The following is a 12,674-nucleotide window of genomic DNA, read 5'->3' as shown; positions in this document are numbered from 1 at the left end:
ACCATTGCCCGTCTTACGTTCACGTCATGACCGCGACCACGCCACCCACCAGCTGTACCGACACCTTGATCACAGGCCTGCTCAAATTCCTGGGCGGAGCCGGCCTCTGGCTCTTCGCGGCCGCCACTTTCTTCCTCCTCCCCTTCTCCGCAATGGCGAGCGACAACTGCGACCAGGGCGATCCGCGCCTGATCTGCTCGGCCTCCGGCCAGCAACTCGCCGTCTGGATACCGGCCATCACCGCACCCCTTGCCACTGCCTTCGGCACATGGGGTCTGCTCTCGCGGCGCGAACTCGCGCGATACGCCTGGACCACGGCGGTGGCGATGCTCGCGGCTACGTGGATGATCGTCCTCCATATCACCGGAGGACAGCGCTGATCTTTGGCTGATTCACCTTGTAACGGCAGAACTTGACGTTGCGGCAGAGTGATCACGTCATATCCACCCGACCGAGAGGACGCGACCATGACGTCAACCGCCGCAGTCACCCAGCTGGTTGTCATCAAGAAGGACGGGAGCGGCGAGACCGGCCCCATGCCCCAGGACCGGGCCCAGAGCTACCTGATCAACGTCATCAAGGAAGCGGGGATGGGCGACAGGGAGTCCAACCTCAAGCAGGCCCTGAACGACGTGTTCGACAGGAAGGGCAAGCCCACGGGCAAGTACAAGTTCCAGAACCACCCGGTCCTGCACGCCAGCTCGGGCAACGGACAGAAGAGCGTCACGCTCTTCTACTTCAGCCAGGACGCCAACACGTTCAAGCTCTTCGCCATGGGCGAGCACGTCACGTCGTCGTCGTACAAGGTCACCATCTACGGCCAGAAGGGCACCGACTTCGCGCTGGGCAAGACCATAGCTCTCTGACCCGCCGGGCGGCACAACCAACCGGATCACCCAGATCCGGTTGGGACAGTGCGTTGCGACCGTCAACTCAGCATCACGAAGGACAAGCGGAAAGGCCTCTGCGAGAACGCCGGCCGTCGCCCCACAACCCGACCGTAATAGCCGAAATCTCCCAACTCACCCACCAGCCTCTGGCCCGGATATAACTACGTGTAGCGTCCTGTCAGTACCGCTCTGTACTGTGCGGGGCCGTGGAGGCGTGTGTGATGGCGTTACGGGATGAGCTGGTGGAGCTGTATGCGGAGCGGGGCCGTCCGGCCGCGCTGATCGGGGAGTTCCGCCGGTCAGCAGTGCTCGTACCACTCGACGACCACGGCGGCCTGTGGTCGTCGGAGTTCGGCGGCCTGCGCTGGATCTACACCTTCACCGACGAAGCGGCCCTGGCCCGCTTCGCGCACGCACGCGGCTCGGACGAGGACTGGGAATACCGCAGCGTCCTCGGCGCCCGCCTGCTGGACGTCGTGGTCCCGGCGGTGGAAGGGCCGACCGGCGTGGCCCTGGACATCGGCAGTTCACGTCCGATGCTCTTCCCGCCGGTGCGCGGCATCGTGCCGGACGCGTACGCGATCGACGCCGAGGGGGGCACCGCATGAGCGACGAACTCGCCGCAAATTCGGACGCGTTGACGTCCATAGCCAACGGCATCAACAAGGCCATCGGCGAGCTCAAGAGCATCGCGAGCGTGGGGGATGCGACGATCGGCCGCGGCTTCGACGAGCTGTCGCTGAGCGGTCTGGAGATGGGCAACGAGGGGCTCGCCTCGTCCTTCAAGACCTTCTGCTCCCGCTGGGACCGCGGCGTACGCGCCCTCGTCCACGACGGCAGCCAGTTCGCGAGGCGCGTCGGCCTGGCGGCCGGTACGTACTACGAGACCGACCACTACATCAAGGGCAAGATCAAGGTCGGCATCAACGCCGCCATGGGCAACCCCCACATGAGCGACGAGATGGTCGAGAAACAGTCCTTGAAACAGACCCTGCACAACAACCCCCTTAACCAGATCATGCACCCGGACTACAGCGCCGCTTCCTTCGAGAAGACGGGCGAGCACGCCAAGCAGGTGTGGAAGAAGACGGGCGACGACCTGCTGGACAGCGCCAAGACGGGCGGCCCGAACGGCATGCTCTATCGCGTCTACCGCGACCACATGGGCGGTGAGCGATGAGCGGCCCCATGGACTGGCTCGACGACCTCGGCGACGGGGGCAAGAAGCTCCTGCACAAGGGCGAGAAGGCCGTCGGCAAGGGTGTGCACTGGACGACCGAGAAGGTCAGCGACGGCCTGGACGCCATCGGCGCCCATGATGCCGCCAAGACGGTCGAGCACTGGGGCGAGAAGGCCGCATCCGACCTGGGCGCGGAGATCGGCGAGCACCAGCTCGGCCAGAGCGATGACCCGAAGGACCTCGTCCATGGCGACCTGAAGAAGCTCCAGTCCTCGGCCAAGCACCTGCGCTCCTTCCACGCCGCCTTCAACTCGGCCCACTCAGGTCTTCAGCGAGTCCGCTCGGGCGAGTGGAAGGGCGACGGTGCCAAGGCCTTCGACGCGAACTTCGCCCCGGAGCCCACGAAGTGGGCGCACGCGGCGGACGCGTGCGAGAAGGCGGCGCAGGCCCTGGAGGCGTACGCGCACACGGTGTCATGGGCGCAGGGCCAGGCGCGGGAAGCGATCAGCCTGTGGAAGAAGGGCCAGGAGGCAAGTAAGAAGGCAGTCGAGGACTACAACGCCAAGGCCAAGGCCTACAACGCCAAACTCCACGCGGGCCAGGACCCGGGCCCCAGACCGGGCGAGTTCCACGACCCGGGGGAGGAGGACCGGGCCAAGGCCAAGCACCTCCTCGAGGAGGCCCGTAAGCAACGCAACACGGCCGCGGGCGAGGCGCAGGCGAAGATGGCCGCGGCGACCGAACACGCCCCGCCGAAGCCGAAGTTCCACAACGAGCTCGCCGAGGACTTCGACGACACGGTCAAGAGCAGCGAGGTCGAGCTGACCCACGTGGCCGGCGGTATCTACACCGCGGGCACGGACCTGGTGAAGTTCGCCCGCACGCTCAACCCGACCGACGTGTACAACATGACGCACCCGGCGGAGTACCTGGACGGCGTGAGCACCACGGCCGCGGGTCTGCTCTCCCTGGCCTCCCACCCCGAACGCCTCCCCGCCACCCTGCTGGGCACCGGCTGGGGAAGCGACCCGAGCGAGGCCTCCGGCAAACTCCTGGGCAACATCCTCATCGGCGTCGCCACGGGCGGCGGCAGCGCGGGCGCGTCGGTCGCGGAACGCACGGCCATCACGGTGGCGAAGGACGGCGCGGAGGACGCGGCGATCAGCGCGGCGCGCAAGGAACTCGGGGCACGCCCCACCGAACCCGCCCCGCGCCCCGGCGAGGAGGTCAAGGGCAGCACCGACCCGGTCGACCTGGCGACGGGACGAATGTTCCTGCCGCAGATCGACCTGAGGCTACCCGGCTCGCTCCCGCTGCTCTTCCACCGCCGCGTGAAGTCCGGCTACACGTGCGGCCGTTGGTTCGGCCCGTCATGGTCGAGCACGGCCGACCAGCGACTGGAGATCGACGCCGAAGGCGTGATCTTCGTCGACGAACACGGCCGTCTGCTGGCGTACCCGCACCCGGCTCCCGGCGTGCCGACGCTGCCCGCCAAGGGCCCCCGCCGCCCGCTCGAGTCCTCCCCGGACGGCACGTACACGCTCACCGATCCCGACGAGACCGGCCTCACCTGGCACTTCGCCCCGTACGGCACGGGCACGGCCCTGCTCGAGCAGATCACCGACCGCCACGGCCACCGCATCACCTTCGAGTACGACGCTGACGGCACCCCACTCGCCATCGCCCACAGCGCGGGCCACCGCATCCGCATCACCACCGCCGAGGGCCGGATCACCGCCCTTCACCTCGGGGACACCGAGGTCATCCGCTACGGCTACACGGACGGCAACCTCACCGAGGTCATCAACTCCTCGGGCCTCCCGCTCCTCTTCGCCTACGACGAGCACGCCCGCGTCACGTCCTGGACGGACCGCAACAACCGCAGCTACAGCTACGCCTACGACGACCAGGACCGCTGCATCCACGAGTCCGGCTCCGAGGGCCACATGCGCTGCACCCTCGAATACGGCCGCCCGAACCCGGACACGGGCCTGACCGTCACCAAGGTCACGGACTCCCTGGGCCACGCCACCACTTACACCTTCAACAGCCACGGCCAGCTGATAGCGGAATCCGACCCCACAGGCGCCACAACCCTGTCCCAGTGGGACCGCTACGACCACCTCCTCTCCCGCACCGACCCCCTGGGCCGGACAACGGAATTCCGCTACACCGACCGCGGCCACCTGACGGAGATCACCCGCCCCGACGGCCGCCGACTCACCGCCACCTACGGCCCCCAGGGCCGCCCGGCAGCGGTCACCGGCCCGGACGGCACGACGTGGCACCAGACCTACAACGCCTCGGGCGACCGCACGTCCGTCACCGACCCCACAGGCGCCGAGACCCGCTACACGTACGACGACTACGGCCACCCGACCGCGATCACCAACGCCCTGGGCAACACCACACACATCACCTGCAACCGCGCAGGCCTCCCGGTAGAGATCACCGACCCTCTCGGCAACGTCACCACCTACCGCCGCGACCCCTTCGGCCGCATCACCACCATCGTCGACCCGACGGGCGCCACGACCCGCCTGTCCTGGACGATCGAGGGCAAGCTGGCCCGCCGCATCGCCGCGGACGGCGCGGAGGAGACCTGGACGTACGACGGCGAGGGCAACTGCACGAGGTACGTGGACGCCCTGGGCGGCGTAACTACCTACGAGTACACGCACTTCGACCTCCTCACCGCCCAAACCGGCCCGGACGGCGTCCGCCACGAGTTCACGCACGACACCCAGCTCCAGCTCCGCAAGGTCACCAACCCCCAAGGCCTGACGTGGTCCTACGACTACGACCCGGCGGGCCGCCTGCTGTCGGAAACGGACTTCGACGCCCGCACCCTCACGTACGCCCACGACGCAGCCGGCCAACTCACCACCCGCGCCAACGCCCTGGGCGAAACAACGACCTACGAGCACGACGAGCTCGGCCGCATCGCCAGAAAGACCACCACCGACACCACAACGACCTACACCTACGACCCGGCGGGCCGCCTCCTGGAGGCCACCAGCCCCGACGCGACCCTGATCTACCACCGCGACCGCCTGGGTCGGATCAAGTCCGAAACCACCAACGGCCGGACGCTCACCCTCACATACGACGAACTGGGCCGCCGCACCCGCCGCATCACCCCCAGCGGCGCCACGACCACGTACACCTACGACGCAGCAGGCCGCCGCACCTCCCTGAACGCCTCAGGCCACACCTTCGACCTGGAACACGACGAAGCAGGTCGCGAAGTAGCCCGCCACTTCGGCAACGACATCACCCTCACCCACACCTGGGACCCCACGGGCCGACTGACCGCCCAATCCCTCACCGGACCCGCCAACTCCCCACTGCTCAACCGCGCATACACCTACCGCCGCGACGGCTACCTCACCGGCATCGACGACGCGACAACAGGCACCCGCACCTTCGACCTCGACGTGACCGGCCGCGTCACGGCCGTACATGCATCCAACTGGCAGGAACGTTACGTCTATGACGCAGCTGGTAACCAAACCGCGGCGTCTTGGCCCATCGAGCATCCTGGCGCCGAAGCCCAAGGCATCCGCGCGTACGCGGGCACCCGAATATCCCGCGCGGGCACCATCCGTTACGAACACGACGCCCAAGGCCGCATAGTCCTGCGCCAGAAGATCCGCCTGTCCCGCAAGCCGGACATCTGGCGCTACGAATGGGACGCCGAGGACCGCCTAACCTCGGTCGTCACCCCGGACGGCACCCGCTGGCGCTATCTCTACGACCCCCTAGGCCGCCGCATAGCCAAGCAACGCCTCACCGCCACTGGCGAGATGGCCGAACAGGTCAACTTCACCTGGGACGGCCCCACGCTCACCGAACAAACCACCACAACCGCAGCTCTCCCCCACCCCATCACCCTCACCTGGGACCACAACGGCCTCCACCCCATAGCCCAGACCGAGCGAATATCAGCGTCGGATGCCTCCCAACGCGAAATCGACCGCCGCTTCTTCGCCATCATCACCGACCTCGTCGGCACCCCCACCGAACTCATCGACGAGTCCGGCACCACAGCCTGGCACACCCGCACCACCCTCTGGGGCACCACGGCCTGGTCCACGGACAGCACCGCCTACACCCCACTCCGCTTCCCAGGCCAATACTTCGACCCCGAAACCGGCCTCCACTACAACTTCCACCGCCACTACGACCCCGAAACTGCCCGGTACACGTCTCCGGATCCCCTAGGGCTCGACCCGGCACCGAATCCAGCGACCTACGTCCACAACCCGCACACTTGGATAGACCCTCTGGGCCTGGCTCCGGAATATGACGTCGAGCGAGTCCCTGACGACGAATTGAGCACTCTCTACCACTACACCAATGAAGCAGGACACAACAGCATACTAGAAAGCAACGAGCTGAGAGCTTCCATCAAGGCACATAACCCAAAGGATGCCAGGTTCGGCGACGGGCAATACCTTTCTGACATAAAACCCGGAACTCTGAGCCCGGGAAAATTGTCATACGCGTTCATGCGGGTACCGTGGGCCGGTCGAAAATTCTCCCACTTCATCGAGGTCGACGTCAGAGGCTTGGAGGTAATGCGTTCCGTGGAGCGTCCGGACGTCTACGTAATCCACAACGAGGGTCCGCTAGACTTGACCGGAAGAATAGCAAGTCACGGAAAGGGTTAACATGGAATACTGGAAAGTCATCTGGCATCACGACTACACCGAAGAACCTATTACCTTGTTCAGCGAAATCGGGCGGGATGGCTATGAGGTTCGAAAAGTTGCAGAATTCCGCAACGGCAAGCTGCTCAAGGCTGACGAATTTCACGAAGGTCGCATGATCGGCTTGGGCGAGATCCCGGTTGGCTCTCTCGAAGATGTTGCAGCACAACCAGAATTTTCGGCAACTTTCATCTCTCCTGCAGAGTTCGAAGAGATGTGGGAGCAAGCTGAGTGGCCGTGACCAGTGTATGCCAACGACTTCCGGCGTTCTCGTTTAATTTTGATTAATGGAGATCATTGTTACGCGAGTCCTGGATCGTGCCGCCGAGAAGGTGGAATTTAGCTGCCCCGCAGGAAAGGCTCAGGGGATCTGGAGGGGCTCTGGCGAGCCGCACACCGGCAGCTATCACGTTGAATTTGAGATCTCGGAGAAAGTTGCCTCATGGGAACCTGCTCCGGTATCTACGGGAAAGATTGAGGAGACGGTATCATCCGGTTCTCGACACGTGTCAATTGCTGGGGTCGTCGCGGACCGGACCGATAATGACTCTGTACTGCCACTGAGGGTCCAGTCGGAAATTTTACTGATAGAGCTTGAAGCGGGCGCCAAGAAGCCCTCAGAGGGAGACTGCATTACCTTTACAACTGCAAGCATTGAGCTGTATCCGTACACGCTGTGAAGGGCTGCTAGTTTCACTACTCTCGGCTCCGGGGCTCTCGCAACACGAACCTGAAGCGTTCGTAAGCGCTCAGGCCGATCTTTCGAACTCGAACTCGCCTTGCTTGACACCACTTATGAGGCCATGGATCTGGTTTGGAGTAACGGAAAGAGTCATTTTGGGGTCGTCACTCTCTCGAATAAGGATGACGTCGGCGATGTCCGCCAACTCTATACAGTGCTGGTTGTCATCCGGTCCCGAGAATGATGACTTCTGCCAGGCTATTCGGGGCATGACTGATCGGCTCACATTTCTTGTGCGATACTTTGGATGAACTTGCGCGAATCCGGAGCGTCGAGGGCAATCTCTTCGATCGAGTCAAGCAGCAGTCGATACTTTGCGAGTTGAGCCTCCGCGTCCAGAAAGCACCCATCGAACGTGGTGTCAATGTGGACCGTGTCCAGCTGTGGAATGGGGCCACCCGCATAGAGGGCCGAGTGGACGGAACTCGCGATCCGTGCATCGAAGGGGATGACGCAGACACTCACACTTGGCCAGTGTGAAACCTCGACCAGGAAGTCGAGTTGCGCACGCATGGTGTCGCGTCGGCAGTACAGCATGCGAAGCGCTGCCTCATGGACGAAGGCGAAGAATGGTGGCGGTGTCGGTCGATCGAAGATCTGGCGACGTCGCATGCGGTACTCGACTCTTGCGGCCGTCTCGGTGTCCGGCAAGAGAGTTACCCCGCCGCCAATCAGTTCGCGAGCGTAATCCGCGGTCTGGAAGATGCCGGGGATGTGCGACATCTCGATCGATCGCAGGTATGTCGCGTAGCGCTCCAGCTCGGCGATGTCCAGAAAGCCCGGGGAGAGAACGCCCCGGTACTCCTCCCACCACCCCTTGTGGCGCTCCTCCGCCATCTGCGCCAGCGCATCGACCAGATGCTTGTCGGTGGCCGAACAGTACGCGGCCAACCGCCGCACCCGCTCCGGGCTGACGCCGTACCGACCGGACTCCAAGTGGCTGACCTGGGCACGCTCGCCGCCAAGGTGGGCGGCGAGTTGGGCACCAGTCATGCCGGCCTTCTCGCGGAGCTTACGAAGTTCGGCACCCAGCCGTGCTTGTCGCGCAGTCGGATGATTCCTCGGCGGCATGATCCTCCCTCACTGTGACGGTGTTGAGTGTCTCGCGTCACCGCGCCATGGGTCCACCCACAAGAGTGGGACCCTCGTACCACCATTGCGCCACCTTGTCGGCGTGCCCTACCGTCCTGCCAGCGACGCGGCGCCCGGTCGGCCCGACCGCCAAGTACAGCTATTCGCACAATAGTTGGGCTGCCCCTGAGGTGCCCCGCGAAGGCCAGGTCACCCTACAGACCCCACCCGGAGACACCCGTGAGTACAACCATGCTCGACAGCCCCAGCCCAGCCTCAGGAGAACAGCCACCCGATTCCTACGAGTTGATCGCCCCAGCAACCGCATCAGCCCCACGCATGGCCCGTCGGTTCGTCATCGGCGCCCTGGAGGCATCCGGCCACCCCGCCCTGATTGATGACGCGTGCGTCTGCGTGTCCGACGTCGTCACGAACGCCGTGCAGCACGCCGGGGCACACACTCTGCGCATCGAGCTCACATCGGACCCGACCGGCGTTGTCGTGGCTGTGCACGACGACAACCCGCGCAAACTACCGTGGCCCCGACGCCCTCGCCACGACGACGAGCGCGGCCGCGGCATACTGCTCGTGAGCAGCCTCTCACACGACTCCGGAGTGACCTGCGTCTGGGACGGACTCCAACTGGTCGGCAAACGCGTCTGGTTCGAACTCCGGGACAGAGCGGCGTCGGTGTTGACGAACTAAAGCGCGAGCTTGAACCCTTCGTGGCTGCGTGCGAAGCCCAGTGCGGCATAGAAGCGGTGTGCGTCCTCGCGCTGCTTGTTGCTGGTCAACTGCAGCAGCACGCAGCCGCGCGAGCGTGCCCTTGTGATCGCGTGCGCCATCAGGGTCCGGCCGAGCCCATCCCCACGCCGGTCCGCACGGATCCGCACAGCCTCGACCAGCGCGCGCTCGGCGCCGCCCTTGCCAAGCCCCGGGATGTAAGTCGCCTGCAGACACCCCACCACCGTGCCGCCGTCATCCACCAGGACCAGCATTTCGTTGCGCGGGTCCGTGTCGATCGCCACGAAGGCGCGCTCATACGCCTCCGTCACCACAACCGTCGCCGGGTCCACCACCTGCTCCTCGTCAGCGAGCAGAGCCAGTACCGCAGGCAGGTCGGCACGGGTCGCGGGGCGCAAGGCATAAGCAGGCGCGGGCTCAGTGACAGCAGACATGGCACAGACCCTAACTGGCCCCTCCCGCGACGAAACGGCGGTTTCCACCATCCGTGATGATCCGACCGAAGCGCATGCCCGGGAAGTGCGCGGCAACGAGCAAATCGCCGGTGACGGCGGCCTCGTCCGCGATGCGGTTGCGTACGGCCGAGGCAGCGGCGGGGTCGACGTCCCAGATCACCTCCCAGTCCCGCTCGCTGAACTGGACCACCGAGTGCACCACGTCACCCAGCAGCATGGCGCGGCGGTCGCCGGAGGAGACCACGTACATCGTGGAGCCAGGCGTATGGCCGGGCACATGGCGGGCATCGATGCCGGGCGCCACCGTGAAGTCGGCGTCGAACAGCTCAAGATGCGTGTCCAGCGGCGTGAGTTTGTCCACCGCCCCGGGCGATGCGTTCTCACCGGTGACGAAATACTCCCAGTCCGCCCGGTGCGCACGGTAGGTGGCCTTGGGGAACACGACAGCGCCATTGTGCGTGGCCCAGCCGATGTGGTCGAAGTGCAGGTGTGTGAACACCACGTCGGTCACCTCCGCCGGGCCGATTCCATAGGCGGCCAGGGACGAAAGCAGATCTCCACCGGTGTACTTGCCGTCATCGAATGCGCCCACGCCGGCATCGACCAGTACTGTCCGGTCACCGGTGCGCACACAGAAACCACCGAGAGGCAACCGCAGGCTGCCATCGACTTCCAAGTGCCCACCGTGGCAGGCCCACGGGTCGTCCACACCAGGGCGCGACAGGATGTCCGCCGCGACCTCGACCCCCACCCCGTCCCACACCGGAAGAACTTCGATGTCACCGATCTTCACGCGCGCCACCCCGTCTCGGCCAACTGTCCGCACAACCAGCTGCAACCACCCACATCCACAGGCGATTCCCGGACGCCGGGCACCGGGGGCCAGCGCCCACGCCGACCTGCCAGGGACCATCGTCGGAGTCATTCACCCGATGCGCCGGTGCCAACGGATCTCACCCTCGTGCCATTCGTCGGTAGCCACGAGCCCAACGGCAGCGGCAACAGCGACAGACGCCCGATGTTCGGGGTGAATGTGGGCGATGAGGGTACGCACCGGCTGCCGGCTCAGCCAGTCGACGAGTCCTCGGGCCGCCTCGGTAGCGATGCCTCTTCCCTGCCACGGTGTCCCCACCACCCAGGCGATCTCGGCGCAGGAACCACGGCCGGACGGACCGACCGTCGCCTGGACCGTGCCCGTCAGGCAGGACTCCTCGCGAAGCCGGATCACCCAGTTCAGCCAGGAGACGGCCGGATCGGGAGAACCTGCGGTTATGCGCTGGTAGCGCGACCGCAGGGCTTGCGGGGTGTCCGGAGTACCGCCGATGAAGGTGTGCAGGGCCGGATCGGACAGCGCCGCGGCCATCTCCTCGGCGTGCTCGACGTGCAGCGGCAGCAGGTCCAGCCGCCTGGTGCTGATGACCTGAGCCGCGAGCGGTCTCACGCTGCAACTGCGTTGATATGTCTGGCGAGTTGTCTGTGCATCGTCCACGACGTCATCCTCGCCGACGAGGTTGCCGGATCTTGATATACCCCGATCGAGGGTGGCCGATGCCGCCCCGGACACGGCAACGACTCAACGCCCGGCCGGGTCAGTTGCGCCGAGAGTCGTACGGTTCGTATGCGGAGGGCCGAGGACCGAATCCTTCAACCCTGGTCCGGCGGCGGCGTGCGATGACGACGGGCACGGCCACTGCTGCGGCGACAGAGGCCGCTGCCCCGAGCCCCACGGTCACCCACATGGTGGTGCTGTCGGTGCCACTGTCCTGGCTCGCGGATTTCGGTGCGGGTTCATTGGCACCCACCGCCTTGCTCTGCGAAGGCTCCGGAGACGGGGAGTTGGGTGCGCCGGAGATGTCCTTGCCCGTCAGAGGACTGATGTTGGCCGGGCCGGGGTCGCTGGGGTCGGTCAGGGCAATGCGGGGGCGGACAGCGCCGTAGCCGACCTTGTCGTTGCGCTTCTCGCCACTCTCCGGACGGCCAGCGGTGTTGATGAGAACGCGAAGGACCTGGTTGGCCGTCCAGTCGGGATGCTTGGACCAGAGGAGAGCTGCAGACGCAGAGGCGAGAGCGGTGGCGTCACTTGTGCCGTGTCCAGTACAAACTCCCGTCCCGCCCTTGCATGTTGTCACTACGTTTTCACCTGGGGCAACGAGGGTTACGAACGGCCCACGCTCAGACTCGGCCGTTACCTCGGCGTCCTTGTTGATGGCCCCGATACCGACCACTCCCGGGTGTGCAGCCGGGTAGATGACAGGGTTGCCCTTCTGGGCAGAGTTGCCAGCGCCAGCAAAGATCAGCTTTCCTTTAGAGAGGGCATAGTCCACTGCCTTTGCTTCTTCTTCGGATTCCCCGATGGAAGCCAAGGAGATGTTGATGATCCGGGCATCGGAGTCGGCCGCGAACCGGATGGCTCTCGTCAGAGATCCGTCGGGGGTTACCAGGGTCTTGGGAGCCCCATCACTGACGACTCGCAGCGGCAGAATCTTGGCTCCAGGTGCGAGCCCCTTCGATCCCTGGCCTCCAAATGCCTTGCCAGTTCCGGCAATCATGACGGACATCCTCGTCCCATGGCCGTCATAGTCCGAGTTGGCGTCTCCTGCGACACCTGAGAAGTCTTTGGCCGGGAGAACTTGGCCTCGAAGGTCAGGAAGATCTGCTTCTACTCCGGTGTCAATGACAGCCACAGTCACACCGGACCCGGTACTCGTCTCCCACATTTCGTCAGCGTGCATCGAGTCCAGATACCACTGCTGGGAACGGATCGTTTCCGCCTGCGCTGATCCAGGCGTGGCCATCAGAAGGAAGAGGGCCGCAGCAGCACAGAGCGCGCTGGCCCATCCGCGCGCACAGTCCTTGTTGCGATGCATGCGTTGTCCTCTT

The 12,674-nt window shown here is 65.1% G+C and carries 14 protein-coding genes; 8 read left to right on the top strand and 6 right to left on the bottom strand.

Annotation, left to right across the window (positions count from 1 at the left end):
- The first annotated feature begins 26 nt into the window (after window positions 1–26).
- The 7 genes from ACV530_RS28720 (at window position 27) to ACV530_RS28690 (ending at window position 7,462) form a co-directional block, all read left to right on the top strand.
- Window positions 27–380, top strand: coding sequence for a hypothetical protein (locus ACV530_RS28720; protein WP_494335552.1), 354 nt, complete (start codon window positions 27–29; stop codon window positions 378–380).
- Window positions 381–467: 87 nt separating this feature from the next.
- Complete coding sequence (locus ACV530_RS28715) at window positions 468–866, top strand: hypothetical protein (protein WP_494335551.1); 399 nt, start codon at window positions 468–470, stop codon at window positions 864–866.
- A gap of 245 nt (window positions 867–1,111) precedes the next feature.
- Window positions 1,112–1,498, top strand: coding sequence for an SseB family protein (locus ACV530_RS28710; protein ID WP_494335550.1), 387 nt, complete (start codon window positions 1,112–1,114; stop codon window positions 1,496–1,498).
- A complete protein-coding gene (locus ACV530_RS28705) occupies window positions 1,495–2,070 on the top strand; it encodes a hypothetical protein (RefSeq protein ID WP_494335549.1) in 576 nt (191 codons plus the stop codon). Before ACV530_RS28710 ends, ACV530_RS28705 begins: the two co-directional genes overlap by 4 nt.
- 8 nt (window positions 2,071–2,078) lie before the next feature.
- Entirely contained in the window at window positions 2,079–6,743 is a 4,665-nt protein-coding gene (locus ACV530_RS28700; protein ID WP_494335548.1) for a putative T7SS-secreted protein, read from the top strand.
- A 1-nt stretch (window position 6,744) separates the two neighbouring features.
- Complete coding sequence (locus ACV530_RS28695; RefSeq protein ID WP_494335547.1) at window positions 6,745–7,023, top strand: DUF6881 domain-containing protein; 279 nt, start codon at window positions 6,745–6,747, stop codon at window positions 7,021–7,023.
- A gap of 46 nt (window positions 7,024–7,069) precedes the next feature.
- Complete coding sequence (locus ACV530_RS28690) at window positions 7,070–7,462, top strand: hypothetical protein (RefSeq protein ID WP_494335546.1); 393 nt, start codon at window positions 7,070–7,072, stop codon at window positions 7,460–7,462.
- Window positions 7,463–7,531: 69 nt separating this feature from the next.
- On the opposite strand, the gene ACV530_RS28685 is transcribed toward ACV530_RS28690, so the two are convergent.
- Entirely contained in the window at window positions 7,532–7,735 is a 204-nt protein-coding gene (locus ACV530_RS28685) for a DUF397 domain-containing protein (RefSeq protein WP_494335545.1), read from the bottom strand.
- Window positions 7,736–7,746: 11 nt separating this feature from the next.
- Entirely contained in the window at window positions 7,747–8,595 is an 849-nt protein-coding gene (locus ACV530_RS28680) for a helix-turn-helix domain-containing protein (protein WP_494335544.1), read from the bottom strand.
- Between the two features lie 252 nt (window positions 8,596–8,847).
- On the opposite strand from ACV530_RS28680, the gene ACV530_RS28675 reads away from it, so the two are divergent.
- On the top strand, window positions 8,848–9,300 hold the full coding sequence (locus ACV530_RS28675) for an ATP-binding protein (RefSeq protein WP_494335603.1): 453 nt from the start codon (window positions 8,848–8,850) through the stop codon (window positions 9,298–9,300).
- Here the strand turns inward: ACV530_RS28675 and ACV530_RS28670 are convergent.
- From ACV530_RS28670 to mycP, 4 genes are all read right to left on the bottom strand, one after another.
- Window positions 9,297–9,773 carry a GNAT family N-acetyltransferase gene (locus ACV530_RS28670; protein ID WP_494335543.1) on the bottom strand — a complete coding sequence of 159 codons (477 nt, stop codon included), beginning with the start codon at window positions 9,771–9,773 and terminating at the stop codon, window positions 9,297–9,299. The genes ACV530_RS28675 and ACV530_RS28670 overlap by 4 nt on opposite strands.
- A 10-nt stretch (window positions 9,774–9,783) precedes the next feature.
- Window positions 9,784–10,587: an MBL fold metallo-hydrolase gene (locus ACV530_RS28665; protein WP_494335542.1), complete on the bottom strand. Its 804-nt coding sequence runs from the start codon at window positions 10,585–10,587 to the stop codon at window positions 9,784–9,786.
- A 132-nt stretch (window positions 10,588–10,719) separates the two neighbouring features.
- Complete coding sequence (locus tag ACV530_RS28660) at window positions 10,720–11,235, bottom strand: GNAT family N-acetyltransferase (RefSeq protein ID WP_494335541.1); 516 nt, start codon at window positions 11,233–11,235, stop codon at window positions 10,720–10,722.
- Window positions 11,236–11,383: 148 nt separating this feature from the next.
- On the bottom strand, window positions 11,384–12,661 hold the full coding sequence (gene mycP, locus ACV530_RS28655; protein ID WP_494335540.1) for a type VII secretion-associated serine protease mycosin: 1,278 nt from the start codon (window positions 12,659–12,661) through the stop codon (window positions 11,384–11,386).
- Window positions 12,662–12,674 lie beyond the last annotated feature (13 nt).

The sequence above is a fragment of the Streptomyces sp. SX-6 genome (assembly GCF_059089585.1).
The sequence above is the reverse complement of the archived record's forward strand: the minus strand, read 5'-3'. Positions and strand labels throughout refer to the sequence as shown.

Excerpts from the sequence above, each read along its gene's own strand:
- ACV530_RS28720 (WP_494335552.1), top strand. The coding sequence starts at position 27 with ATGACCGCGACCACGCCACCCACCAGCTGTACCGACACCTTGATCACA.
- ACV530_RS28715 (WP_494335551.1), top strand. The coding sequence starts at position 468 with ATGACGTCAACCGCCGCAGTCACCCAGCTGGTTGTCATCAAGAAGGAC.
- ACV530_RS28710 (WP_494335550.1), top strand. The coding sequence starts at position 1,112 with ATGGCGTTACGGGATGAGCTGGTGGAGCTGTATGCGGAGCGGGGCCGT.
- ACV530_RS28705 (WP_494335549.1), top strand. The coding sequence starts at position 1,495 with ATGAGCGACGAACTCGCCGCAAATTCGGACGCGTTGACGTCCATAGCC.
- ACV530_RS28700 (WP_494335548.1), top strand. The coding sequence starts at position 2,079 with ATGGACTGGCTCGACGACCTCGGCGACGGGGGCAAGAAGCTCCTGCAC.
- ACV530_RS28695 (WP_494335547.1), top strand. The coding sequence starts at position 6,745 with ATGGAATACTGGAAAGTCATCTGGCATCACGACTACACCGAAGAACCT.
- ACV530_RS28690 (WP_494335546.1), top strand. The coding sequence starts at position 7,070 with ATGGAGATCATTGTTACGCGAGTCCTGGATCGTGCCGCCGAGAAGGTG.
- ACV530_RS28685 (WP_494335545.1), bottom strand. The coding sequence starts at position 7,735 with ATGCCCCGAATAGCCTGGCAGAAGTCATCATTCTCGGGACCGGATGAC.
- ACV530_RS28680 (WP_494335544.1), bottom strand. The coding sequence starts at position 8,595 with ATGCCGCCGAGGAATCATCCGACTGCGCGACAAGCACGGCTGGGTGCC.
- ACV530_RS28675 (WP_494335603.1), top strand. The coding sequence starts at position 8,848 with ATGCTCGACAGCCCCAGCCCAGCCTCAGGAGAACAGCCACCCGATTCC.
- ACV530_RS28670 (WP_494335543.1), bottom strand. The coding sequence starts at position 9,773 with ATGTCTGCTGTCACTGAGCCCGCGCCTGCTTATGCCTTGCGCCCCGCG.
- mycP (WP_494335540.1), bottom strand. The coding sequence starts at position 12,661 with ATGCATCGCAACAAGGACTGTGCGCGCGGATGGGCCAGCGCGCTCTGT.